Genomic DNA, 24050 nt, shown 5'->3' with positions numbered 1-24050 from the left:
GCGGGCGCAACGGTGCGGCCCGCCCCGGCGCGCTATTGTCGCCGCGTGCCCGGCGGCTTGTCATCCGACAGGAAACCCTGACGCATCCCGCCGGGCCCGCCCCGGCCGGTCTTTCCGGCCTGTTCGAGGATGAACTCTATGAACGTGGAAGTCGCGCGCGTGTGGTGGCGGTTCGGCATGTACAGCATGTACATGTGGGTACCGAAGATGCTGAGCCGGTACGCATCGAGCGACGTGACGACGGTGCCGTGCCGCAGGTCGTCCTGCATCACGTAGTCGGGCACGATGCCGACGCCGATCCCCGCGAGAATCGCCTGGCGCAGGAACAGGAAGTTCTCCGAAATCAGCGTCGGTTCGAGCAGCACCTCGTGGCGTTCGTCGCCGAGATACGCGGCGATCCGCAACTGCCGGCCCAGCACCGTCGCGGTGACGACCGGCGCCGCGGCCAGCGCGCCGAGGCTCGCGGGCATCCCGTGCGCGGCCGCGAACGCGGGCGACGCGCATGCGACGTAGCGCACCGCGCCCATGTCGCGCGCGACCAGGTTCTGCGGCGGCTCGGACATCACGCGGATCGCGATGTCGACTTCGTCGCGCATCAGGTCTTCCACGCGATTCTCGAACACCACGTCGAGCACGATGCCCGGATGCCGTCGCTTGAACGCGAGCAGCCAGTCGGACATCACGATCTGCCCGTAGCCGCTCGGCACCGACAGCCGCACGCGACCCTGCAGGTCCTGGCCGAGCGTCGTCACCGATTCCTGCGCGGCGAGCAGCTCGTTGCGGATGCGCCGGCCGTGCTCGTACAGCTTCAGCCCGATCTCGGTCGGCTCCATGCGCCGCGTCGTGCGCCGCACGAGCTGCTGGCCGATCGAGCGCTCGAGCTGGTTCAGCCGGTAGCTGACGTTCGCCCGGCTCATCTTGAGCCGCTGCGCGGCCTTGCTGAGATTGCCGGCGTCGAGGATCTCGACGAGCAGCGTCAGCGCGTTCAGGTCCATGCGGGGTATCTCCTGATCCGTCCCGTTTAACGATCCGAAGCGGATCCGAAACGGTCCGAAAGCATTCAGTGTCAAGTCAGACTTGACAGCTTGTAAAGGCGTGCGGGAATTGTCAATGAATCTCGATCAATCGAGAATCGAGTCATGCCCGGCGACCACGCCGGACCGTTTCCCGCGCCGCCCGAACCGGCTCGCGCACCGGCGCTGCTGCCGGCCCCGACCGGTTCGTGCCGCCCGGCGCACCGCACCACTGGAGACACGATGAATTCCACCGCTTCCCCCGCCAGCCCGACGGCCGACACGGTCACGCGCGAACGACGCGACAAGGTGCTCGTCGTCACGATCGACCATCCGCCCGTCAACGCACTGTCCGCCGACGTGCGGCGCGGCCTTGCCGATGCGATCGACGCCGCGCAGGCCGACGACGCGATCCGCGCGGTGCTGATCGTCGGCGCCGGCCGCAACTTCATCGCGGGTGCCGACATCCGCGAATTCGGCAAGCCGCCTGTACCGCCGTCGCTGCCCGACGTGTGCGAGCGGATCGAATCGGGTACCAAGCCGATCGTGGTCGCGCTGCACGGCGCGACGCTCGGCGGTGGCCTCGAAGTCGCGCTGGCCGCGCATTACCGGCTCGCGGTGCCCGGCGCGAAGCTCGGGCTGCCTGAAGTGACGCTCGGCCTGCTGCCCGGCGCGGGCGGCACGCAGCGTGCGCCGCGCCTGATCGGCGCGAAGGCCGCGCTCGACCTGATGCTGACGGGTCGCCATGCGAGCGCGGAGGAAGCGCTCGCGCTCGGCCTCGTCGATCGCATCGCGCACAGCGACGACACGCTCGCCGAAGGGCTCGCCTATGCGCAGGAACTCGTGTCGCTCGGCGCGCCGGTGCGCCGCACGCGCGACGCGCAGGGGCTGGCCGACCGCGCGGCCGCGCAGGCCGCGATCGACGCGGCGCGAGCGGAATTGCCGAAGAAATCGCGCGGCCTGTTCTCGCCGGCGAAGATCGTCGACGCGGTCGAGGCCGCGCTCACGCAGTCGTTCGATGCGGGGATGAAGGTTGAACGCAGCCTGTTCCTGCAATGCCTCGACAGCCCGCAGCGCGCGGGCCTCGTGCATGCGTTCTTCGCGGAACGCGAAGCGGCGAAGGCGCCCGAGGCGCGGCGCGCGAGCCCGCGGCCGGTCGAGCGGATCGGCGTGGTCGGCGGCGGCACGATGGGCGCGGGCATCGCGGTCGCGGCGCTCGACGCCGGGCTGCCGGTGACGATGATCGAGCGCGACGAAGCATCGCTCGCGCGCGGCCGGGCGCACGTCGAGAAGGTGTACGACGGCCTCGTCGCGAAAGGGCGGATGACGCCGGCCGCGCACGCGGCGCGGCTCGCGCGCTTCAAGGGCAGCACGTCGTACGACGCGCTCGCGCAGGCCGACGTCGTGATCGAAGCCGTGTTCGAGGACATGGCCGTGAAGCAGGCCGTGTTCGCCGAACTCGCCCGCGTGTGCAAGCCGGGCGCGGTGCTCGCGACCAACACGTCGTATCTCGACATCGACGCACTCGCCGCGAGCATCGACCGGCCGGGCGACGTGATCGGCCTGCATTTCTTCTCGCCGGCCAACGTGATGAAGCTGCTGGAGATCGTCGTGCCGGCGCGCGTGAGCCCGGACGTCGTCGCGACCGCGTTCGCGCTGGCCAAGCAACTGAAGAAGACGCCGGTGCGCGCGGGCGTGTGCGACGGCTTCATCGGCAACCGGATCCTCGCCGTCTACCGGACGGCGGCCGACTACCTGATGGAAGACGGCGCGTCGCCGTACCAGATCGATCGCGCGGTGCGCGGGTTCGGCTTCCCGATGGGCCCGTTCCAGGTGGTCGACCTCGCGGGCGGCGACATCGGCTGGGCGACCCGCAAGCGCCGCGCGGCGACGCGCGATCCGAACGCACGCTACGTGGAGATTTCGGACCGGCTGTGCGAGCGCGGCTGGTTCGGGCAGAAGACCGGCCGCGGCTACTACCTGTACCCGGACGGCGCGCGCGTCGGCACGCCCGACCCGGAAGTCGAAGCGATCGTCGCCGAAGAACGCGCGAAGAAGGGCATCACGCCGCGCACGTTCACCGACGAAGAAATCCTGCGCCGCTACCTCGCCGCGATGATCAACGAAGGCGCGAACGTCGTGCACGAGAAGATCGCGCTGCGCCCGCTCGACGTCGACGCGGTGTTCCTGTACGGCTACGGCTTCCCGCGCTATCGCGGCGGCCCGATGCACTACGCGGACACGGTCGGCCTCGCGAACGTGCTCGCCGATATCCGCGCGTTCGCGAACGAAGATCCGCTGTTCTGGAAGCCGTCGCCGCTGCTCGTCGATCTCGTCGCGCGCGGCGCGGATTTCGCGAGCCTGAACCGCATCGACTGAACACCCACCGCATTCGCAACGGACCCACGATGGACCTCGATTTCACTCCCGAAGAGGAAGCGTTTCGCACCGAAGTGCAGCGCTTCCTGCAAGCCGAACTGCCCGAGCGCATCGCGCGCAAGGTGAAGGGCGGCCTGCACCTGACGCGCGACGACATGCGCGAATGGCACGCGATCCTGAATGCGCGCGGCTGGCTCGCGAGCCACTGGCCGCGCGAATACGGCGGCCCCGGCTGGAGCGTCACGCAGAAGTTCCTGTTCGACAACGAATGCGCGCTCGCCGGCGCCCCGCGCATCGTGCCGTTCGGCGTGAACATGCTCGGCCCCGTGCTGATCAAGTACGGCAACGAAGCGCAGAAGCGCCATTGGCTGCCGCGCATTCTCGACGGCACCGACTGGTGGTGCCAGGGCTATTCGGAGCCGGGCGCCGGCTCCGATCTCGCGGCGGTGAAGACGAGCGCGGTGCGGCGTGTGGATGCGCAGGGCGCTCACTATGTCGTGAACGGCCAGAAGACGTGGACCACGCTCGGCCACTACGCGAACATGATCTTCTGCCTCGTGCGCACCGCGACCGACGTGCGCAAGCAGGAGGGCATCAGCTTCCTGCTGATCGACATGAACACGCCGGGCGTCGAAGTGCGCCCGATCATCACGCTCGACGGCGAGCATGAGGTGAACGAGGTGTTCTTCACCGACGTGCGCGTGCCGGTCGAGAACCTGGTCGGCGAAGAGAACCGCGGCTGGACCTACGCGAAATACCTGCTCACGTACGAGCGCACCAACATCGCGGGGATCGGCTTCTCGACCGCCGCCCTCGACCGGCTGCGCGCGGTGGCCGCGAAGGTCACGAAAAACGGCCGGCCGCTGGCCGACGATCCGTTCTTCGCGGCGCGGCTCGCCCGCGTCGAGATCGAACTGGAAAACATGCGCACGACCAACCTGCGCGTGCTGGCCGCGGTCGCGGGCGGCGGCGTGCCGGGCGCGGAAAGCTCGATGCTGAAGATCCGCGGCACGCAGATCCGTCAGGAGATCACCGCGCTGATGCGGCGCGCGATGGGGCCGTACGCGCAGCCGTTCATTGAAGACGCGCTCGACGCGAGCTACGACGGCGAACCGGTCGGCCCGGAGGAAGCCGCGAGCGCCGCGCAGCAGTACTTCAACAACCGCAAGCTGTCGATCTTCGGCGGCTCGAACGAGATCCAGAAGAACATCATCGCGAAGATGATGCTCGGGCTGTAACGAGGGACGCGACGATGGATTTCCAGCACACAGAAGACCGCCGGATGCTGGCGGATACGTTGAACCGCTTCATCGCCGAACAGTACGCGTTCCCGGTGCGCGAGCGCATCGCGCAATCGGCCGAAGGGTGCGACCGCGCGATGTGGCGGCGCTTCGCCGAGCTCGGCACGGTCGGCGCGCTGTTTTCCGAAGCCGACGGCGGCTTCGGCGGCGCGGGTTTCGACATCGCCGTGGTGTTCGAATGCCTCGGGCGCGGGCTCGTGGTCGAGCCGTTCCTCGGCGCGCTGCTCGCGGGCCGTGCGCTCGCGCTCGCCGGCGGCGATGCGCATCGCGAGCGGCTCGCCGCGCTGATCGACGGCAGCGCGAGCGCCGCGTTCGCGCACGACGAACCGGGCTCGCACTACGAACTGACGACGGTGCGCACGCGCGCCGAGCGCACGGCTGAAGGCTGGGTGCTGACGGGCGCGAAGGGCGTCGTCGACCAGGCCGCGCAGGCGGCGTTCTTCGTCGTCAGCGCGCGCGTGTCCGGCAGCGACGACGACGCGGCCGGCATTGGCCTGTTCGTCGTGCCGGCCGATGCGCCGGGCGTGTCGCTGCGCGACTACCGGAAGATCGACGGCGGCCGCGCGGCCGAAGTGCGCTTCGAGCGGGTCGCGCTGCCGCCCGATGCCGCGCTCGGCGCACCGGATGCGCTCGACGGCGAAGCGGGCGCCGAACTGCTCGAACGCGTGCTCGGCTACGGGCTGCTCGCGCTGTCGGCGGAAGCGCTCGGCGCGATGGACGTCGCGAAGGAGCACACGCTCGACTACCTGCGCACGCGCAAGCAGTTCGGTTTGCCGATCGGCAGCTTCCAGGCGCTGCAGCACCGGATGGCCGACCTGCTGCTCGAGGTCGAGCAGGCGCGCTCGGCCGTGATCAACGCGGCCGCGCAGCTCGATGCGCCGCGCGCGGTGCGCGAGCGCGCGCTCGCCGCGGCGAAATACAGCATCGGCCGGATCGGCACGCTCGTCGCCGAGGAAAGCATCCAGCTGCACGGCGGGATCGGGATGACGTGGGAGCTGCCGCTGTCGCACTACGCGAAGCGGCTCGTGATGATCGATCACCAGCTCGGCGACGAGGATCACCATCTCGCGCGCTACATCGCGCTGTCGAAGCAGTAAGGGCGCACGGCGCGAATGGAGGAGACAAGGATGACGAACGAACGGTGCGCGCTGCCGCTGGCCGGCGTGAAGGTGCTCGATTTCTCGCGCGTGCTCGCGGGCCCGTGGTGCGCGATGGTGCTCGCCGATTTCGGTGCGGAAGTGATCAAGGTCGAGCATCCGGCGCGCGGCGACGATACGCGCGACTGGGGGCTGCGGATCGGCGACACCGAAACCACCTATTTCAACAGCGTAAACCGCAGCAAGCGGTCGATCTGCGTCGACCTGCAGACGGAAGCCGGCCAGCGCATCGCGCGCGAGCTGGCCGCGCAGGCCGACGTGCTGATCCACAATTTCAAGTTCGGCGGCGCGGAGAAACTCGGGCTCGGCTACGACGCGCTGGCCGAACTGAATCCGCGGCTCGTGCACTGCGCGATCTCGGGCTACGACCGGTCGGGCGCCGAGGCCGCGCGGCCCGGCTACGACCTCGTCGTGCAGGGCGAGGCCGGGCTGATGGCGCTGAACGGCGAGGCCGGCCAGCCGCCGCTGAAATTCGGCGTCGCGGCGGTCGACCTGTTCACCGGCATGTACTCGGCGCAGGCGATCCTCGCCGCGCTGTACGAACGCCATGCGACCGGGCGCGGGCGCCGCATCGAGATGGCGCTGTTCGACTGCGGGCTGATGATCACCGCGTACTACGGGCTCGATGCGCTGCTGATGGGCGAGGATCCGCCGCGCTACGGCAATGCGCATCCGTCGATCGTGCCGTACGGCGTGTTCGACGCGGCCGACGGCCCGCTCGTGATCACGGTCGGCAACAACACGCAGTTCGCGCGCTTCTGCGACGCGATCGAGCGGCCCGATCTCGCCGCCGACGAACGCTACAAGACCAATCTCGGCCGCTCGGAAAACCGCGCGGACCTGCTGCCCGAGCTTCGTAGCGAACTCGCACGCCGGTCGCGCGCGACGCTGCTCACCGCGCTCGCCGATGCGGGCATCCCGTGCGGCGAAGTGCTCGGGCTGCACGAAGCGCTGACGTCCGAACGTGCAACGTGCGCCGGACTCGTTACGCGGCAGCCGCATCCGGTCGCGGGCGATGTCGACGTGCTCGCGCCGCCGTACCGCTTCGACGGCGCGCGGCTGCCGGTGCGCGGCGCGCCGCCGGTGCTCGGCGCGGATACCGAGGCGGTGCTCGGCGGCTGGCTCGGGATGTCGGCGGAGGACGTCGCGCGGCTGCGGGCGGATCGCGTCGTGTAACGCGTTTCAGGGGTTGCCGCCGCGGCGCGGGCGGTTTCGGATCACGCGCCGGCCATCCAACGACAGCGCTCGCGACGACGAGACGCTCGCCCTGCGGGGACTGGAGCAAGCGCCAAAGCGCCAACGCCGGTCGACCGCGAAGCATGGGACCAGAGTCAGTGCTGAAGCGCCGACTTCGGTTCATCCAGGAGACACCATGGAGCTTTCCGTCATCGAATCGGTCACGGCGCGCCGCGACTACCAGCAACTCGTGCGGGCGCGGCGCCGCTTCAGCTTCACGCTCACCGCGCTGATGATCGCCACCTACTACGGCTTCATCCTGCTCGTCGCGCTCGCGCCGCACGTGCTCGCCGCGCCGCTGTACCGCGGCGCGACGACGACGGTCGGGATCGCCGCGGGCGTCGCGATCATCCTGATCGCGATCGGCCTGACCGCGTGCTACGTGCTGCGCGCGAACCGTGCGTTCGACCGCCGCGTCGACGCGATCCTGCAGCGTCCGTGACGGAGGCCGACATGCGACTCATTTCTCGCGCGCTCGGCGCGCTGGCCATTCTCGTTTCCGCCACCGCCGATGCGACCGGCGTCGCCGGCCCGATGCCCGGCAGGGTCGAGCTGAATCCGGTCGCGATCGGAATGTTCTTCGCGTTCGTGTTCGCGACGCTCGCGCTCACCCGCTGGGCCGCTCGCCGCACGCGCTCGACGCGCGACTTCTACACGGCCGGCGGCGGCATCACCGGGCTGCAGAACGGGCTCGCGATCGCGGGCGACTACATGTCGGCCGCATCGTTCCTCGGGCTGTCCGGGATGGTGTTCATGTTCGGCTTCGACGGGCTGATCTACTCGATCGGCTTCCTGGTCGGCTGGCCGTTCGTGATGTTCCTGATCGCCGAGCCGCTGCGCAACCTCGGCAAGTTCACGTTCGTCGACGTCGTCGCGTACCGCTTCGCGCAGCGGCCGATCCGGCTGCTGACCTCGGCGAACGCGCTGACGATCGTCGTGCTGTACCTCGTCGTGCAGATGGTCGGCGCCGGCAAGCTGATCCAGTTGCTGTTCGGGCTGTCGTACGGCACGGCCGAGCTGATCGTCGGCGTGCTGATGGTCGTCTACGTGTTCTTCGGCGGGATGACCGCGACCACCTGGGTGCAGGTGATCAAGGCCGTGCTGCTGCTGTGCGGCGCGACGCTGCTCGCGTGGCTCGCGCTCGGCGAATTCGGCTTCAGCATCGACGCGATGTTCCGCCGCGCGGTGGCCGTGCATCCGGGCGCGCTGTCGATCATGGGGCCCGGCAAGCTGATCCGCGACCCGGCCAATGCGCTGTCGCTCGGTATCGCGCTGATGTTCGGCACGGCCGGCTTCCCGCACATCCTGATGCGCTTCTTCACGGTGCCGAACGCGAAGGAGGCGCGCAAGTCGGTGCTCTACGCGACCGGCTTCATCGGCTACTTCTACCTGCTGACCTTCGTGATCGGCTTCTCGGCGATCGTGCTGCTCGCGCAGCATCCGGAATTCTTCCGGCTCGGCGCGAACGGCACGTTCAACCTGACGCACGACCTGCTCGGCGGCTCCAACATGGTCGCGGTGAAGCTCGCGCAGGCAGTGGGCGGCAACTGGTTCTACGGGTTCATCGCGGCCGTCACGTTCGCGACGATCCTCGCGGTGGTCGCGGGCCTGACGCTCGCCGGCGCGACGACGATCTCGCACGACCTGTATGCGCAGATGTGGGCGCGCGGCAAGCCCGACGAACGGCTGGAGATGCGCATCTCGCGCGCGGCGACGATCGGGCTGTCGGCCGTCGCGATCGCGCTGTCGATCCTGTTCGAGCACGTGAACGTCGCGTTCATGGTCGGGCTCGTCGCGGCGGTGGCCGCGAGCGCCAATTTCCCGGTGCTCGCGATGTCGATCTTCTGGCGCGGGATGACGACGCGCGGCGCGGTACTCGGCGGCGGTCTCGGCCTCGTGTCGGCGGTCGCGCTCACGGTGTTGTCGAAGTCGGTGTGGGTCGACGTGCTGCACCACGCGCACGCGGCGGTGTTCCTCGACAACCCGGCGCTCGTCTCGGTGCCGCTCGCGTTCGTCGGGATCGTGGTCGGCTCGCTCGCGGATCGCGGCGAGCGCGCACGCCGCGAGCGCGACGCGTTCGCGCAGCAGGAGTTCTATGCGCAGACGGGCCTGCTGGCCGGCGAGGCCGTGCAGCACTGATTCATCTGACAAAATCGCCCAACCGTCCGGATCGCCGGACGGATATTTTCCGGAAATCCGGAATCCCGGATTCCCTTGCCTGCCGCATTATGGGAAATACAATGAAAACAACGGCTTGAGGGGTTCCGGAGACCTGGCATCGACCTTGCGATATAAAGCGCACGGCCATCCCCCGGCCGAACTACTACAGCAAGCAAGGAGACAACCGATGACCAATGCCTTCCTCCCCCTCCGGATGTCCTGAGGCATCGCTTGTTGCGGCACGGCAGCCGCGCGGGCGAGTGACTTTCCCCTGAGACATTCGCCTGCGCGCGTGACGCCGTTTCCACGGCTCATCTACTTCAGCAGGAACCATCGTGAAGAAGAAACCCTTCTACAAAGTGCTCTATGTGCAGGTGATTTTCGCCATCATCGTCGGCGTGATCCTCGGCCACTACTACCCCTCGATCGCCACCGACATGAAGCCGCTCGGTGACGGCTTCATCAAGCTGATCAAGATGGTGATCGGCCCGATCATCTTCTGTACGGTCGTCACCGGCATCGCCGGCATGGAGGACATGAAGAAGGTCGGCCGCGTCGGCGGCAAGGCGCTGCTGTACTTCGAGATCGTGTCGACCTTCGCGCTGCTGCTCGGCCTCGCGGCCACGCACCTGCTGCGTCCGGGCGTCGGCTTCAACATCGATCCGGCGACGCTCGACGGCAAGGCCGTCGCGTCGTACGCGGCGAAGGCGCACGGGCAGTCGACGGTCGACTTCCTGATGCACATCATCCCGAACACGATGGTCGACGCGTTCGCGCAGGGTGAAATCCTGCAGATCCTGCTGATCGCGCTGCTGTTCGGCAGCGTGCTCGCGCACCTCGGCGAGCGCGGCAAGGTCGTGACCGACTTCATCGACGGCCTCACGCGCGTGCTGTTCGGCATCGTGCACATCGTCACGAAGCTGGCCCCGATCGGCGCGTTCGGCGCGATGGCGTTCACGATCGGCAAGTACGGCGTCGGCTCGCTGGTGCCGCTGCTCAAGCTGATCGGCACGTTCTACCTGACGTCGGTCGTGTTCGTGCTCGTCGTGCTCGGCGCGATCGCGCGCTTCACCGGCTTCTCGATCATCCGCTTCGTGTCGTACATCAAGGAAGAGCTGCTGATCGTGCTCGGCACGAGCTCGTCGGAAGCCGCGCTGCCGCAGCTGATGGAAAAGCTCGAGAAGGCCGGCTGCTCGCGTTCGGTCGTCGGCCTCGTCGTGCCGACCGGCTATTCGTTCAACCTCGACGGCACCAACATCTACATGACGATGGCCGTGCTGTTCATCGCGCAGGCGACCAACATCGAGCTGACGTGGATGCAGCAGCTCACGCTGCTGGCCGTCGCGATGCTGACGTCGAAGGGCGCGAGCGGCGTGACCGGTGCGGGCTTCATCACGCTGGCCGCCACGCTGGCCGTCGTGCCGACGATCCCGCTGTCGGGCATGGTGCTGATTCTCGGCATCGACCGCTTCATGAGCGAATGCCGTGCGCTGACCAACATCGTCGGCAACGGCGTGGCCACCGTCGTCGTGTCGGCGTGGGAGAAGGAGCTCGACCGCAACAAGCTGCGCCAGGCGCTGAAGGGCGGCGGCGAAGTCGCGCCGACCGAGACGACGGCCGGCGTCTGACGTCATGAAGGAGCAGGCGGCGGCACCGCCCGCCGGCCGTGCGGCCCGCGGCGGCCGGGGTATCGATGCGCAGGCCTATGACACAATAGGCGATCCGCATCGCCAGGAAGCCTCGACCGTGACGCGCCGCCTGCTCATCCTCGTCGTGCTTGCCGCCGCGCTCGTCGCGGCGTGCGCGCTGACGTGGACGATCACCTGGCAGCGCGGCGTCGCCGAGCTGCAGCGCAATGCCGCGGTGCGGGTCGACCGCACCACCAGCGCGCTCAAGAGCACGCTCGACCGCTACGAATCGCTGCCTTATCTGCTCGGCAGCCATCCGTACGTGCAGGATCTGCTCGCCGACCCGAAGCGCGGCGACTACACCGCCCGCGTCAACCGCTATCTCGAAGATCTCAACGAACACGCGCACGCGACCGTCACCTACGTGATCGGCGCGGACGGCCTGTGCGTCGCCGCCAGCAACTGGCGCGCGCCCGACAGCTTCGTCGGGATCGAATACCGTTTCCGCCCGTATTTCCTTGATGCGATGAACGGCCAGGTCGGCCGCTTCTTCGGGATCGGCACGATCTCGCGCGATCCCGGCTACTACATCTCGCAGCCCGTGTGGCGCGACGGCAAGATCGCCGGCGTCGTCGTCGTGAAGCTCAATCTCGAATGGTTCCAGGGCGCCGACGCGTCCGAGCCGCTCGTCGTCGTGGACGATCACGGCGTCGTGTTCCTGTCGTCGGTGCCCGCGTGGAAGTACCACACGCTGCGCCCGCTCACGGGGCCGGTCGCCGCGTCGATCTACGAAACGCGCCAGTACGCGCAGCAACCGGTCACGCCGCTGCCGCTGCGCGTCGAGCAGACGCTCGGCGCCGACGCGGAAATCGTGCGCCTTGGCGCCGGCCGGCGCGCGCCGCGCTTCCTCGCCAGCAAGCGCCGGATCGGCGAGCCGGACTGGCTGCTCGTCACGCTCGCGCCGATCGCGCCGATCGATGCCGATGCGCGCAATGCGACGATCGTCACCGGTTTCGGCTTCGTGTCGGTCGCGCTCCTGGCGTTCTACTGGCGGATGCGCCGCGCCCGCGTCCGCGAGATGATCCGCGGCCGCGCGCTGCTGCAGCAGGCGTACGCGGAGCTGAACCGGCGCGTCGAGGAGCGTACGGCCGATTTGTCCGAGGCGAACGAGCAATTGCAGAAGGAAGTCGGCGACCGGATCCGCGCGGAGCAGGAGCTGCGCGCCGCGCACGACGAACTGATCCAGGCGAGCAAGCTCGCCGCGCTCGGCCAGATGGCGGCAGGCATCACACATGAACTGAACCAGCCGCTCGCGGCGCTGCGCAGCTTCTCGGACAACACGCGCGTGCTGCTCGATCGCGGCGAGCAGGCCGCCGCGCGCGAGAATCTCGAGGCGATCGCCGCGCTCACCGAGCGGATGGGCAAGATCACCAACCAGCTGAAGCTGTTCGTCGGCCGCGCGAAGCCGCGCAACGAGCGGGCCCTCGTCGTGCGCGCGCTGCGCAGCGTGCTGTCGCTGCTCGGCGAGCGCCTGCGCGGCGTCGCGCTCACGCTGACGCTGCAGGACGCGACCGTGTCGCCCGCGCACGGCGCGCCGCTCGACCTGGCGCGCGACTATCCCGAACTCGTCGCGCGCTGCGAGGATCTGCGCCTCGAACAGGTGCTGATCAACCTGCTCGGCAACGCGCTCGACGCGGTGGCCGGTGTCGCGGCGCCGGCCATCGAGGTGACGATCGCGGTATCGGCCGCGACGCTCGCGCTCGAGGTGCGCGACAACGGCTCCGGCATTGCGCCCGATCTGCTGCCGCGCCTGTTCGAGCCGTTCTTCACGACCAAGGAAATGGGGCGCGGGCTCGGGCTCGGCCTCGCGATCTCGTCGTCGATCGCGAGCGACGCGGGCGGTGCGCTGACCGCACGCAACGCCCCGGCGGGCGGCGCGCTGTTCGTCTTGACGCTGCGGCGCGCCCGCACGCATCATCCGGACTCCGTGTCCGAGCCGGCGGGCTCGCATTAGCGAGCGCAGGCCGTAGGCGCAGGCCCGGTCGGCGAACGACCGGCATCAACGAGAGGGGCGCGCTCGCCGCGCGGCTCGTCAGGAGCAAGTGACCAAGATGGCCAACCGGCTGCAAGTGATCTATATCGAAGACGATGCGCTCGTGCGCCGGGCGAGCGTGCAGAGCCTTCAACTGGCGGGCTTCGACGTCGCCGGCTTCGAGTCGGCCGAGGCGGCCGAGAAGGCGATCGTCGCGGATACCGCCGGCGCGATCGTCAGCGACATCCGGCTGCCCGGCGCGAGCGGGCTCGACGTGCTCGCGCAGTGCCGCGAGCGCGTGCCCGACGTGCCGGTGATCCTCGTCACCGGGCACGGCGACATCTCGATGGCCGTGCAGGCGATGCGCGACGGCGCGTACGACTTCATCGAAAAACCGTTCGCGGCCGAGCGCCTGATCGAGACGGTGCGCCGCGCGCTCGAGCGCCGCGAGCTCGTGCTCGAGAACCATGCGCTGCGGCGCGAGCTGGCCGGGCAGAACGTGGTCGCGCCGCGCATCATCGGCCGCAGCCCCGCGATCGAGCAGGTGCGCAAGCTGATCGCGAACGTCGCGCCGACCGACGCGTCGGTGCTGATCAACGGCGACACGGGCGCTGGCAAGGAGCTGATCGCGCGCAGCCTGCACGAGTTGTCGCCGCGCCGCGACAAGCCGTTCATCGCGGTCAATTGCGGCGCGCTGCCCGAGCCGATGTTCGAGTCGGAGATGTTCGGCTACGAGCCGGGGGCGTTCACCGGCGCGGCGAAGCGGCGCGTCGGCAAGCTCGAATACGCGTCCGGCGGCACGCTCTTCCTCGACGAAATCGAAAGCATGCCGCTCGCGCTGCAGGTGAAGCTGCTGCGGGTGCTGCAGGACGGTGTGCTCGAGCGGCTCGGCTCGAACCAGCCGATCCGCGTGAACTGTCGCGTGGTCGCGGCCGCGAAGGGCGACATGAGCGAGCTCGTCGCGGCCGGCACGTTCCGGCGCGACCTGCTGTACCGGCTCAACGTCGTGACGATCGCGCTGCCGCCGCTCGCCGAGCGCCGCGAGGACATCGTGCCGCTGTTCGAGCACTTCATGCTCGATGCGGCCGTGCGCTACGGGCGGCCGGCGCCGGTGCTGACCGACCGGCAGCGCGCGAGCCTGATGCAGCGCGACTGGCCGGGCAACGTGCGCGAGCTGCGCAATGCGGCCGACCGCTTCGTGCTCGGCGTGGCCGACATGCCGCCGGAAACGGGCGCGGGCGGCGACGCCGACAACGACCAGACGCTGAAGGAGCGCATCGAGCAGTTCGAGCGCGCGGTGATCGCCGAGGCGCTGAACCAGACGGGCGGCGCGGTCGCCGCGACGGCCGACCGGCTGCATGTCGGCAAGGCGACGCTGTACGAGAAGATGAAGCGCTACGGGCTTTCGGCGAAAGGCGAAACCGAGCGCTGAAAAGCAAACGGACCGCGGAACCGGGGTGCCCGGTCATGCGGTCCGTCTGTTTGCCGAAAGGGCGCCGTGCGCGCCCGTTCGAATCCGATTCGGCGGCGCTCAGGCCGCGTTGCCGTCGAGCGCCTTCTTGAGCAGCGCGTCGAGCTCCGCGAACTGCGGCGCGCCGACGTAGCGCTTCAGGATCTTCCCGTCCTTGTCGACGACGAAGGTCGTCGGCGTGAGCTGCACGTTGCCGAACTGCTTCGCGACGCTGCCGTCGTCGAGCGCGACCTTGAACGGCAACTGGCGTGTCTGCGCGTAGTTCGCGACGTACATCGGCGGATCGTAGTTCATCGCGACCGCGACGAATTCCAGCCCCTGACCCTTGAAGCGATTGTAGGTATCGACCATTTGCGGCATTTCCTGCATGCAGGTCGCGCAACTGGTCGCCCAGAAATTCACCAGATAGACCTTGCCCTTCAGGTCGCCGCCGGTCGAGACCTTCTGGCCCGACAGCAGTGTGAAGGTCGCGTCCGGCACGCTGGACTTGCCGTTGAACGCGAAGAAGCCGGCGACGGCGATCGCCGCGACGACGGCGGCCGCGACGATATAGCGGACGGGGCCGGTACTGCGGCGGGCGGGAGGCGTGGTGTTCATCTGGTGCTCTCGGAGTCGATGACGCGGATCGATGCAAAGGACGTCGAAATTCGGCGCTCATTTTAGCGCGAATGCGGCGCGCGCACCGGCGGCGGCCGCACATCCCGGTTTTCAGGTTCGGCGGATAATGCCCGTTTTACCTGCCGCGATCCACGCCATGCCGAAGGAAGTCCCCGATTCGTTGCGCCCCCTTTTTCGTCCGCTGCGACACTTCGCCGCGCTGGCCTGCATGAGCGCCGCGCTGGCCGCGTGCTCGCCGTCGTACGACTGGCGCACGCTGCACAACGATGCCGGCTACACGATCGACCTGCCGGCGAAGCCGACCGTCGAGGAGCAGCCGGTGGCGCTCGGCGGCACGTCGATGCCGATGCGGATGCAGGCCGCGCACGTCGACGGCGCGGTGTTCGCGGTCGGCACGCTGACGCTGCCGGACGACCGCGACGACACGCGCCGCACGGCACTCGACTTCCTGCGCGCGGGGCTGTCGCGCAACCTCGAAGGCGCGCCGCAGACGGCCGCGGTGCCCGTGCCGCTCGCCGCCGGCGGCGCGGTGAACGGGCTCGAACTGCGTATCGCGGGGGCCGCCGCCGGCGGCGATCGCGCGCGCAAGACGATCGTCGCGCGGCTTGCCGCGCGCGGCTGGCACGCATACCAGGCCGTCGTGATCGCCGACGGGCCGCTCGCGCAGGAGCAGCTGGACCAGTTTTTCGGATCGTTCAAACTCGATTGACGACGGCCGGCGAGGGCGCTCTGACAGGCAACGGCAACTGAAAGTTCATTCGCAGCTTTCGACGCTAATCGCCGGATTTTGCGAGGGTTTTTCGGCTATCCACAGCGCATGTGGATAACTTTGTTGAAAAGTCGCACGTATTTCCCGCAAAGCCGCGCCGGACGGCCCTCCGGCTCGTTTGGTCGCCCATTCGCCCTTTGAGAAAAATCAATCAAAACAATGGGATACGCATTCCGTCCGGCGAAGGCCGCGGCGAGCCGCGATCCGGGGCCGGATTAGGGGAATTGTGCATAAGTCAAGTCTTGACAGCCTGATTTTGTCCTCCCAGAGCGCTCACAGCGCCGTCAGCGCACGCCGGTATCGGATCGCCTCGGCGATCTGCGCGGCCGTCGGCAACGGGTCGCCGGCCAGATCGGCGATCGTCCGCGCGACTTTCAGCACGCGGAAATACGCGCGCGCCGACCACCCGAAGCGCTCGCCGGCCTCGCGCAGCAATCGCTCGCCTTCGTCGGTGGGCCGGCACAGGTCGTCGGTTTCACGGCCGCTCAGCATGTGATTCGTCTTGCCCTGCCGAGCGAGCTGCAGCGCACGCGCTTGCGCGACCCGGGCAGCCACCGCCGCGCTGGGCTCGCCGGGCGCCGTCGCGCGCGTCGCGAGTTCCGCCGGCGACAGCGCGGGCAGGTCGATCTGGATGTCGATGCGATCGAGCAGCGGCCCCGACAGCTTGCGCAGATAGCGGGCGGCCACGTCCGGCGAGCAGCGGCAGCGCCCGGACGGATCGCCATGCCAGCCGCACGGGCACGGATTCATCGCGGCGATCAGCTGGCACGCGGCGGGGAAGTCGGCCTGCTGGGCGGCGCGCGAGATCGTGATGCGGCCGGCTTCCAGCGGCTCGCGCAGCATTTCCAGCACGTGCCGGTCGAATTCCGGCAGTTCGTCGAGAAACAGCACGCCGAGGTGCGCGAGCGTGATTTCGCCCGGCTGCGGCGGATTGCGGCCGCCGACCAGCGCGGCGGCGCTCGACGAATGGTGCGGCGCGCGGAACGGCCGGCGGCGCCACTGCGCGGGCGAGAAGCCGAGCCGGCTTGCGGACAGCAGCGCGGCCGAGGTCAGCGCCTCGTCGTCGGTCAGCGGCGGCAGCAGCCCGGCGAGGCGCGCGGCCAGCATGGACTTGCCGGCGCCGGGCGGGCCGACCATCAGCATGTGATGGCCGCCTGCGGCCGCGACTTCCAGCGCGCGCCGGGCGCCGCGCTGACCGACGACGTCCGCGAGGTCGGGCGCGGCGGGTGCCGGCAGGCCGTCGAGGCAGGGCGCCGCGACCGGCGCGAGCCGCCCGTCCGGCGCATCGGCGAGGTGCGCGCACAGCGCGGGCAGGTCGCGTGCACCGAATACGGTCACGCCCGGCACGAGCGCGGCCTCGGCGGCGCTGTCGAGCGGCAGGTACAACTCGGGCGGACGCGATGTCGCGGTGCAAGCGCGCGTCTCGCCGGCATCCAGGCCCGGGCCGCCGGCGAGGCCCGCGCCGGACTCCTCCGCACGCCGATCCCGCGCGGCGCCGCATGCCATCGCGAACGCGCCGCGCATCGGCCTCAGTGCGCCCGTCAGCGACAGCTCACCGGCGAATTCGCGGCCGGCCAGCGCGTCGGCCGGGATCTGGCCGTTCGCGGCGAGGATGCCGAGCGCGATCGGCAAATCGAAACGGCCCGATTCCTTTGGCAGATCGGCCGGTGCGAGATTGACGGTGATGCGGCGCACCGGGAATTCGAACCCGCAGTTCTGCAGCGCGGCGCGCACGCGCTCGCGGCTTTCGCGGACTTCGAGATCGGGCAGGCCGACGATCGAGAACGACGGCAACCCGTTGGCGAGATGGACTTCGACGGTGACGTCCGGCGCGCGGCCGGAGGCGGGCGCGCGACTGCGCACCACGGCGAGCGACATGGCGAGGCTCCTGTAAAAGCAGGCGGACGACGGCCGTTCGGGGCCGCTTGCCGCGGGAATCGGAGGAATCGGGTGCGCGCTTGCCGGCGTGGCGCTGGGGAAGAACGAGGTGTTGCGGAACGACGAACTGCGAAGAGCGAGGAACAGCGAAGAGCGATGGACTGCGAAGAGCGATGGACTGCGAAGAGCGGGGTGCAGCGAAGAACGACGGACGACGAAGCGTGGCGAAAGGTGGCGGGTGCGGGCCGCACGACGCGGCCCGCACCCGGGTGGAGCGTCAGGCCTGCGGGGCCGCGAGCTTCTGCTCGAGTTCGGCGACGCGCTTTTCGAGTTCCTCGAGGCGCACGCGGGTGCGGGCGAGCACCTGCGCCTGGGTGTCGAATTCCTCGCGCGTGACGAGATCGAGCTTCGAGAAGCCTTGCGACAGCATGGCCTTCACGTTGCGCTCGACGTCCTTGGCCGGCGAGTTTTTCAGCAAATCGCTGACGCGCGACTGCAGATCGTTGAAAACGTCGCTGGGTTGCTTCATGTGATTCCCCTTCCTTGCACAAAAAATGTGCATCTTCAGTTGCGTACGTGCCCATGATGCACGCATGACCGGAAATGGTGCGCGCGGGGCGCGAATTCCGGGCATGGCGCCCGCATGGGTGAATGGCCCGGCGATCCGGGACGTGCGTGCACTCTAGCAACGATCCTTTCGCCGCGCCAGCAAACCGGGCCATGTTGGCCATTCGGCCGGGCTTTTGCGCCTTACACCGCGGGATGTGACCCCGTTCCGGAGCCATTCGAGACGGTGTTCGGGCCAACATGGCATGCGAGTTGCTGAGAAGAGTCCGTTACAACATTCCAACTCATTCGACGGGACAACCCAGCGAGAGGACTTCATGAAACTCATTACCGCAATCATCAAGCCGTTCAAGCTCGATGAGACGCGCGAGGCGCTGTCGGCGCTTGGCGTCTCCGGCATCACGGTGACGGAGGTGAAAGGGTTCGGGCGCCAGAAGGGGCACACCGAGCTGTACCGCGGCGCCGAATACGTGGTCGATTTCCTGCCGAAGATGAAGATCGAGGCGGCCGTGTCCGACGATCTCGTCGACCAGGCGGTGGAAGCGATCGAGCGGGCCGCGCGCACCGGCAAGATCGGCGACGGCAAGATCTTCGTCACGCCGATCGAACAGGTGATCCGGATTCGCACCGGGGAGACAGGCGCGGACGCGCTGTAACAGAACAGACAAGACAAGCGACAAGAGGAAACCCAAGATGCGAAAACTTCTGATGTCCCTGCTGATGGCCGGCTCGCTGATCGCGGCCGGCGTCGGTTCCGCGCTCGCGGACGACGCGGCGTCCGCCGCGGCTGGTTCCGCGCCCGCCGCTACGGCTTCCGACGCATCGGCTGCCGCAGCTCCGGCTGCCCCGGCCGCTTCGGCGCCGGCCGCCGACGCATCCGCCACCGCCGCTGCCGCACCGGCATCGGGCGCGCCCGACGCATCGGCTGCCGCCGCCGCGTCCGCGCCGGCCGCCCCGGCTGCGCCGACGGCCCCGTTCTCGGTCGATTCGTCGAAGATCAGCGCGGGCGACACCGCGTGGATGCTGACCTCCACCGCGCTCGTGCTGTTCATGACGATCCCCGGCCTCGCGCTGTTCTACGCGGGCATGGTCCGCAAGAAGAACGTGCTGGCAACCGTGATGCAGAGCTTCGCGATCACCGCGGTGATCACGGTGCTGTGGACGGTGGTCGGCTACAGCCTCGCGTTCACGCCGGGCAACGGCTTCATCGGCGGCCTGTCGCGCGTGTTCCTGCACGGCATGAACTACATCAAGGGCGACAAGGCGACGACGCTGACCGTCAGTCACCTGGCGTCGACGATTCCGGAATCGGTCTACTTCGTCTACCAGATGACGTTCGCGATCATCACGCCGGCGCTGATCTGCGGCGCGTTCGCCGACCGGATGAAGTTCTCGGCGATGCTCGTGTTCATGACGCTCTGGTCGCTGATCGTCTATGTGCCGATCGCGCACATGGTGTGGGAGCCGACCGGCTGGCTGTCGGCCGACGGCGTGCTCGACTTCGCGGGCGGCACGGTGGTGCACATCAACGCCGGTATCGCGGGCCTCGTGTCGTGCCTCGTGCTCGGCAAGCGCGTCGGCTACGGCCGTGAATCGATGGCGCCGCACAACTTGGTGCTGACGATGATCGGCGGCTCGATGCTGTGGGTCGGCTGGTTCGGCTTCAACGCGGGCTCCGCGGTCGCGGCCGACGGCCGTGCCGGCTTCGCGATGCTGACCACGCAAGTGGCGACCGCCTGCGCGGCGCTCGGCTGGATGTTTGCCGAGTGGATCGCGAAGGGCAAGCCGTCGGTGCTCGGCATCGTGTCGGGCGCCGTCGCGGGTCTCGTGGCGATCACGCCGGCCGCCGGCTTCGTCGGCGTGGCGGGCGCACTGGTGATCGGCATCGCGGCGGGCGTCGTCTGCTTCTGGTCGGCAACCTGGCTCAAGTCCAAGCTCGGCTACGACGATTCGCTCGACGCGTTCGGCGTGCACGGCATCGGCGGGATTCTCGGCGCGCTGCTGACGGGCGTATTCGCGGTCAAGGACATCGGCGGCTTCGACGGCAGCCTGCTGCTGCAGGCCAAGGGCGTGCTGATCACGCTGGTCTACAGCGGCGTGCTGAGCTTCGTGCTGCTGAAGCTGATCGACCTGACGATCGGCCTGCGCGTGACCGAAGAGGAAGAGCGCGAAGGTCTCGACGTGATCCTGCACGGCGAGCACGTGGAATAAGTCACACGAATCAACGGCGGGCCGCCGCGACGACGGCGCCCGCCCCGAATGAGCGCAGCGACTTCGGCCCGCCTACCCGGCGGGCTTTTTTTCTCCTGTCACCCGCTGCCGTAGCGGATAACCCTTCACTCTATCGGGTCAATAGCCGAAAAGTTCCTCGATATCCTTGCGAAGCCGGGAACAATCCCCAAATGGGCAAGGCAATTGCTCTACAATCTTCATTCTCCCGCTCGCGAGTGATTCATGGTTCCCCACCTCGTTACCGCGTTGAACGGTCCGCTGCTCGAACTCGAGCAGAAGATCCTCGACGCGACGCCTGCGATCGAACGCTGGTTCAGGCTCGAATGGCAGGAACACACCCCGCCGTTCTATTGTTCGGTGGACCTGCGCAATGCCGGCTTCAAGCTGGCGCCCGTCGACGCGAACCTGTTTCCCGGCGCGTTCAACAATCTGCCGTCCGAAGTGCTGCCGCTCGCCGTGCAGGCCGCGATGGCCGCGATCGAGAAGATCTGCCCGGACGCGAAGAATCTGCTCGTGATTCCCGAGCTGCCGACCCGCAACGCGTTCTACCTGGAAAACGTCGCGCGCCTCGCGACGATCATGCGCCAGGCCGGCCTGAACGTGCGCTTTGGCTCGCTCGACCCGAGCATCACCGACATGACGCCGATCACGCTGGCCGACGGCCAGAAGATCGTGCTCGAGCCGCTCGAGCGTTCGCAGCGCCGCCTCGGCCTGAAGAATTTCGATCCGTGCTCGATCCTGCTGAACAACGACCTGTCGGCCGGCATCCCGGCCGTGCTGGAAAACCTGCACGAGCAGTACCTGCTGCCGCCGCTGCACGCGGGCTGGGCCGTGCGCCGCAAGTCGACGCATTTCTCGTGCTACGACGACGTCGCGAAGAAGTTCGCGAAGATGGTCGGCGTCGATCCGTGGATGGTGAATCCGTATTTCGCGCACGTGGAAGGCGTCGACTGGCAGGCGCATGAAGGCGAGCAGGCGCTCGCCGACGCGATCGACGGCGTGCTGAAGAAGATCGCGCGCAAGTATCGCGAATACGGGATCAGCGAGAAGCCGTACGTCGTCGTGAAGGCCGACGCGGGCACCGCGGGCCGTGGCGTGATGACCGTGCACGACGCGGCCGAGATCGGCCGCATGACGAAGGCCGAACGCGCGCAGATGGCCGAATCGAAGGCCGGCCTCGCGGTGCGCGACGTGATCGTGCAGGAAGGCGTCTACACGTTCGAGCGCGTCGGCGACGAAGTGGCCGAGCCCGTCGTGTACATGATCGACCGCTACGTGGTCGGCGGCTTCTACCGCACGCACGGCGGCCGCGAGCGCGACCAGAACCTGAACGCGCCCGGCATGCACTACGTGCCGCTCGGCTTCGAGCACACCGCGCTGCCGGATGCGGGCGCCAAGCCGGGCGCCGCGCCGCCGAACCGTTTCTACATGTACGGCGTCGTCGCGCGGCTGTCGCTGATCGCGTCGTCGATCGAACTGGAAAAGACCGATCCCGAAGCCATCCAGGTGTAACGGCTTCGCTACGTACAGGACCCGCATGGACATTCTTTTTATCGCCGACCCGCTCGAGCATTTCAAGATCTACAAGGATTCGACCTACGCGATGATGGCGGAGGCCGCCCGGCGCGGGCATGCGGTGTACGCGTGCGAGCCGCGCCACCTCGCGTGGACGGGCTCGGCCGTCGAGGCCGACGTGCGGCGCATCACGTTCGTCGGCGAGCTGGACGACCTGCATCGCGACACCTGGTTCGAAGCGGGCCCGGTCGACGCGCGCCGTCTCGAGTCGTTCGGCGCGGTGCTGATGCGCAAGGACCCGCCGTTCGACATGGAGTACGTGACGTCGACGTGGCTGCTCGAGCTGGCCGAGCGTGCGGGTGCGCGCGTGTTCAACAAGGCGCAGTCGATCCGCGACCATTCGGAGAAGCTCGCGATCGGCGAGTTTCCGCAGTTCGTCGCACCGACGCTCGTCACGCGCGACGCGAAACGGCTGCGCGCGTTCCACGCCGAGCATGGCGACGTGATCCTGAAGCCGCTCGACGGGATGGGCGGGATGGGCGTGTTCCGCGTGAAGCCGGACGGGATGAACCTCGGCTCGATCGTCGAGATGCTGAGCCACGACGGCACGCGCTCGGTGATGGCGCAGAAGTTCATTCCCGAGATCAAGGCCGGCGACAAGCGCATCCTGCTGATCGGCGGCGAGCCGGTGCCGTATTCGCTCGCGCGGATTCCGCAAGGCAACGAGGTGCGCGGCAATCTCGCCGCGGGCGGGCTCGGCGTCGCGCAGCCGCTGACGGCTCGCGACCGCGAGATCGCCGACACGCTCGGGCCCGTGCTGGCGTCGCGCGGGCTGCTGCTGGTCGGGCTCGACGCGATCGGCGACTGGCTGACCGAGGTGAACGTCACGAGCCCGACGTGCTTCCGCGAGATCATGGAGCAGACGGGTTTCGACGTCGCCGCGATGTTCATCGACGCGCTGGAGCGCGCGGCCGCGTAGGCCGCCGTCCGCGCAAGCCCGGCGGCGGCCGCGCAGGTCCCCCGTCGCCGGAGCAGCTTGACCGGCCTGCTACAATGCCCGCTTGCCCGGTGCCGTGATCGGCGCACCGAAGGCCCGGCGGTCGGGCCGACACTGTTGCAAGGCTGAACATGAAACGTTCCCCACACTCGCTACGCTCATTGCCCCACCGCGGGGTATCGGCCCGCCAGGGGCGGCCGGGAGCGATCTGACATGGCCGGAATCCTGATCATCGCGCACGCTCCGCTCGCCACCGCGCTGCGGGACTGCATCGCGCACATCTACGGCGGCGTGCCCGCCCGCATCGGCTGCATCGACGTGACGGCGGACAGCGATCCGGCCCAGGTGATGGCCTTTGCGCACGCTGAACTCGCGCGGCTCAAGGAAGAGAACGGCGTGGTCGTGCTGACCGACATGTACGGCGCGACGCCCGCGAACATCGCGGGCCAGCTCGCGAAGCTCGACAACGTGCGCGTGCTGGCCGGCGTGAATCTGCCGATGCTCGTGCGGGCCGTCTGCTACCGCACCGTGCCGCTCGACAAGCTGGTCGACAAGGCGCTGTCCGGCGGCGCGAAGGGTGTCCACGAGGTGTCGGCCGGCACGCCGCCGCCGCCGTCGGAGACCGGCTGCGGCCAGTGCGCGCCGATTCCGCCCGAACCGCAGCCGCGCACCGAATCGCACTGACCGCCCCGTTTTCCGTTTTAGACTGACCCGCCGACGCCCGTCGCCGGCGGCCTCGACCGACCCGACCGAGAATCATGCTTCAACAAGAAACCACCATCGTCAATAAATTGGGGCTCCATGCACGCGCATCGGCCAAGCTTACGCAACTGGCCGGCAACTTCCAGTCGGAAGTCTGGATGACACGCAACGGGCGCAAGATCAATGCGAAGAGCATCATGGGCGTGATGATGCTGGCGGCCGGTATCGGCAGCACCGTGACGATCGAGACGGAAGGGCCCGACGAGCGGGAAGCGATGGATGCGCTGCTGAAGCTGATCGCCGACAAGTTCGGCGAAGGCCAGTGATCGCCACGCGGAATCATTGCCGTTTCCAGTCAGAATGCCGCGGATGTCGCGGCATTTTTTTCGTCGGAA

At 68.5% G+C, this 24050-nt stretch carries 20 protein-coding genes; 16 read left to right on the top strand and 4 right to left on the bottom strand.

Translation table 11 applies throughout. The features are described from left to right. Positions 1-32: 32 nt before the first annotated feature. Positions 33-995, bottom strand: a complete 963-nt coding sequence (locus HWX07_RS21435; protein ID WP_175877583.1) for a LysR family transcriptional regulator — start codon at positions 993-995, stop codon at positions 33-35. 261 nt (positions 996-1256) lie between these two features. Between HWX07_RS21435 and HWX07_RS21430 the strand changes: the two genes are divergently transcribed. The 9 genes from HWX07_RS21430 to HWX07_RS21390 all read left to right on the top strand — a co-directional run bounded on the left by HWX07_RS21430 (position 1257) and on the right by HWX07_RS21390 (position 14338). Continuing rightward, positions 1257-3392 (top strand): 3-hydroxyacyl-CoA dehydrogenase NAD-binding domain-containing protein, encoded by a 2136-nt coding sequence (locus tag HWX07_RS21430; protein WP_175877582.1) that lies wholly within the window; start codon positions 1257-1259, stop codon positions 3390-3392. Between the two features lie 29 nt (positions 3393-3421). Further along, positions 3422-4630 carry an acyl-CoA dehydrogenase family protein gene (locus HWX07_RS21425; RefSeq protein WP_175877581.1) on the top strand — a complete coding sequence of 403 codons (1209 nt, stop codon included), beginning with the start codon at positions 3422-3424 and terminating at the stop codon, positions 4628-4630. 14 nt (positions 4631-4644) lie between these two features. Then, on the top strand, positions 4645-5790 hold the full coding sequence (locus tag HWX07_RS21420) for an acyl-CoA dehydrogenase (RefSeq protein ID WP_175877580.1): 1146 nt from the start codon (positions 4645-4647) through the stop codon (positions 5788-5790). Positions 5791-5820: 30 nt separating this feature from the next. Beyond that, the gene (locus tag HWX07_RS21415) at positions 5821-7026 is read left to right on the top strand and encodes a CaiB/BaiF CoA-transferase family protein (RefSeq protein WP_175877579.1); all 1206 of its coding nucleotides are present in this window, start codon (positions 5821-5823) and stop codon (positions 7024-7026) included. A gap of 196 nt (positions 7027-7222) precedes the next feature. After that, a complete protein-coding gene (locus tag HWX07_RS21410; protein ID WP_059576041.1) occupies positions 7223-7528 on the top strand; it encodes a DUF485 domain-containing protein in 306 nt (101 codons plus the stop codon). Positions 7529-7539: 11 nt separating this feature from the next. Continuing rightward, entirely contained in the window at positions 7540-9225 is a 1686-nt protein-coding gene (locus HWX07_RS21405; RefSeq protein ID WP_175877578.1) for a cation acetate symporter, read from the top strand. Between the two features lie 356 nt (positions 9226-9581). After that, on the top strand, positions 9582-10874 hold the full coding sequence (locus HWX07_RS21400; protein ID WP_175877577.1) for a dicarboxylate/amino acid:cation symporter: 1293 nt from the start codon (positions 9582-9584) through the stop codon (positions 10872-10874). 4 nt (positions 10875-10878) lie between these two features. Beyond that, entirely contained in the window at positions 10879-12888 is a 2010-nt protein-coding gene (locus tag HWX07_RS21395; RefSeq protein WP_175877576.1) for an ATP-binding protein, read from the top strand. A 97-nt stretch (positions 12889-12985) separates the two neighbouring features. After that, on the top strand, positions 12986-14338 hold the full coding sequence (locus HWX07_RS21390) for a sigma-54 dependent transcriptional regulator (protein WP_175877800.1): 1353 nt from the start codon (positions 12986-12988) through the stop codon (positions 14336-14338). Positions 14339-14437: 99 nt separating this feature from the next. Here HWX07_RS21390 and HWX07_RS21385 read toward each other — a convergent pair whose 3' ends face one another. Then, positions 14438-14974 carry a TlpA disulfide reductase family protein gene (locus HWX07_RS21385; protein WP_006477707.1) on the bottom strand — a complete coding sequence of 179 codons (537 nt, stop codon included), beginning with the start codon at positions 14972-14974 and terminating at the stop codon, positions 14438-14440. Positions 14975-15131: 157 nt separating this feature from the next. On the opposite strand from HWX07_RS21385, the gene HWX07_RS21380 reads away from it, so the two are divergent. Further along, entirely contained in the window at positions 15132-15704 is a 573-nt protein-coding gene (locus HWX07_RS21380) for a hypothetical protein (RefSeq protein WP_175877575.1), read from the top strand. Positions 15705-16037: 333 nt separating this feature from the next. Here the strand turns inward: HWX07_RS21380 and HWX07_RS21375 are convergent, their stop codons facing one another. After that, positions 16038-17642, bottom strand: a complete 1605-nt coding sequence (locus HWX07_RS21375; RefSeq protein WP_175877574.1) for a YifB family Mg chelatase-like AAA ATPase — start codon at positions 17640-17642, stop codon at positions 16038-16040. A gap of 277 nt (positions 17643-17919) precedes the next feature. Next, positions 17920-18171, bottom strand: coding sequence for an accessory factor UbiK family protein (locus tag HWX07_RS21370; RefSeq protein ID WP_006489451.1), 252 nt, complete (start codon positions 18169-18171; stop codon positions 17920-17922). Between the two features lie 355 nt (positions 18172-18526). Between HWX07_RS21370 and HWX07_RS21365 the strand changes: the two genes are divergently transcribed. The 6 genes from HWX07_RS21365 (at position 18527) to HWX07_RS21340 (ending at position 23981) form a co-directional block, all read left to right on the top strand. After that, the gene (locus HWX07_RS21365; RefSeq protein ID WP_006398175.1) at positions 18527-18865 is read left to right on the top strand and encodes a P-II family nitrogen regulator; all 339 of its coding nucleotides are present in this window, start codon (positions 18527-18529) and stop codon (positions 18863-18865) included. A 37-nt stretch (positions 18866-18902) separates the two neighbouring features. Then, the gene (locus HWX07_RS21360; RefSeq protein ID WP_175877573.1) at positions 18903-20420 is read left to right on the top strand and encodes an ammonium transporter; all 1518 of its coding nucleotides are present in this window, start codon (positions 18903-18905) and stop codon (positions 20418-20420) included. 243 nt (positions 20421-20663) lie between these two features. Then, positions 20664-21953: a glutamate--cysteine ligase gene (gshA, locus tag HWX07_RS21355; protein WP_006477713.1), complete on the top strand. Its 1290-nt coding sequence runs from the start codon at positions 20664-20666 to the stop codon at positions 21951-21953. A 25-nt stretch (positions 21954-21978) separates the two neighbouring features. Then, positions 21979-22935, top strand: a complete 957-nt coding sequence (gshB, locus tag HWX07_RS21350; protein ID WP_175877572.1) for a glutathione synthase — start codon at positions 21979-21981, stop codon at positions 22933-22935. A 231-nt stretch (positions 22936-23166) separates the two neighbouring features. Continuing rightward, on the top strand, positions 23167-23637 hold the full coding sequence (locus HWX07_RS21345; protein ID WP_006477715.1) for a PTS sugar transporter subunit IIA: 471 nt from the start codon (positions 23167-23169) through the stop codon (positions 23635-23637). 74 nt (positions 23638-23711) lie between these two features. After that, positions 23712-23981, top strand: coding sequence for an HPr family phosphocarrier protein (locus tag HWX07_RS21340; RefSeq protein WP_006477716.1), 270 nt, complete (start codon positions 23712-23714; stop codon positions 23979-23981). The last annotated feature ends 69 nt before the right edge of the window (positions 23982-24050 follow it).

This window comes from Burkholderia sp. BCC0097, assembly GCF_902832985.1.
Lineage (GTDB): Bacteria > Pseudomonadota > Gammaproteobacteria > Burkholderiales > Burkholderiaceae > Burkholderia > Burkholderia orbicola.
The sequence above is the reverse complement of the archived record's forward strand: the minus strand, read 5'-3'. Positions and strand labels throughout refer to the sequence as shown.

What these genes read in the sequence shown, in the direction of transcription:
- HWX07_RS21435 (WP_175877583.1), bottom strand. Translation starts at nt 995, where the DNA reads ATGGACCTGAACGCGCTGACGCTGCTCGTCGAGATCCTCGACGCCGGC.
- HWX07_RS21430 (WP_175877582.1), top strand. Translation starts at nt 1,257, where the DNA reads ATGAATTCCACCGCTTCCCCCGCCAGCCCGACGGCCGACACGGTCACG.
- HWX07_RS21425 (WP_175877581.1), top strand. Translation starts at nt 3,422, where the DNA reads ATGGACCTCGATTTCACTCCCGAAGAGGAAGCGTTTCGCACCGAAGTG.
- HWX07_RS21420 (WP_175877580.1), top strand. Translation starts at nt 4,645, where the DNA reads ATGGATTTCCAGCACACAGAAGACCGCCGGATGCTGGCGGATACGTTG.
- HWX07_RS21415 (WP_175877579.1), top strand. Translation starts at nt 5,821, where the DNA reads ATGACGAACGAACGGTGCGCGCTGCCGCTGGCCGGCGTGAAGGTGCTC.
- HWX07_RS21410 (WP_059576041.1), top strand. Translation starts at nt 7,223, where the DNA reads ATGGAGCTTTCCGTCATCGAATCGGTCACGGCGCGCCGCGACTACCAG.
- HWX07_RS21405 (WP_175877578.1), top strand. Translation starts at nt 7,540, where the DNA reads ATGCGACTCATTTCTCGCGCGCTCGGCGCGCTGGCCATTCTCGTTTCC.
- HWX07_RS21395 (WP_175877576.1), top strand. Translation starts at nt 10,879, where the DNA reads ATGAAGGAGCAGGCGGCGGCACCGCCCGCCGGCCGTGCGGCCCGCGGC.
- HWX07_RS21390 (WP_175877800.1), top strand. Translation starts at nt 12,986, where the DNA reads ATGGCCAACCGGCTGCAAGTGATCTATATCGAAGACGATGCGCTCGTG.
- HWX07_RS21385 (WP_006477707.1), bottom strand. Translation starts at nt 14,974, where the DNA reads ATGAACACCACGCCTCCCGCCCGCCGCAGTACCGGCCCCGTCCGCTAT.
- HWX07_RS21380 (WP_175877575.1), top strand. Translation starts at nt 15,132, where the DNA reads ATGCCGAAGGAAGTCCCCGATTCGTTGCGCCCCCTTTTTCGTCCGCTG.
- HWX07_RS21375 (WP_175877574.1), bottom strand. Translation starts at nt 17,642, where the DNA reads ATGTCGCTCGCCGTGGTGCGCAGTCGCGCGCCCGCCTCCGGCCGCGCG.
- HWX07_RS21370 (WP_006489451.1), bottom strand. Translation starts at nt 18,171, where the DNA reads ATGAAGCAACCCAGCGACGTTTTCAACGATCTGCAGTCGCGCGTCAGC.
- HWX07_RS21365 (WP_006398175.1), top strand. Translation starts at nt 18,527, where the DNA reads ATGAAACTCATTACCGCAATCATCAAGCCGTTCAAGCTCGATGAGACG.
- HWX07_RS21360 (WP_175877573.1), top strand. Translation starts at nt 18,903, where the DNA reads ATGCGAAAACTTCTGATGTCCCTGCTGATGGCCGGCTCGCTGATCGCG.
- gshA (WP_006477713.1), top strand. Translation starts at nt 20,664, where the DNA reads ATGGTTCCCCACCTCGTTACCGCGTTGAACGGTCCGCTGCTCGAACTC.
- gshB (WP_175877572.1), top strand. Translation starts at nt 21,979, where the DNA reads ATGGACATTCTTTTTATCGCCGACCCGCTCGAGCATTTCAAGATCTAC.
- HWX07_RS21345 (WP_006477715.1), top strand. Translation starts at nt 23,167, where the DNA reads ATGGCCGGAATCCTGATCATCGCGCACGCTCCGCTCGCCACCGCGCTG.
- HWX07_RS21340 (WP_006477716.1), top strand. Translation starts at nt 23,712, where the DNA reads ATGCTTCAACAAGAAACCACCATCGTCAATAAATTGGGGCTCCATGCA.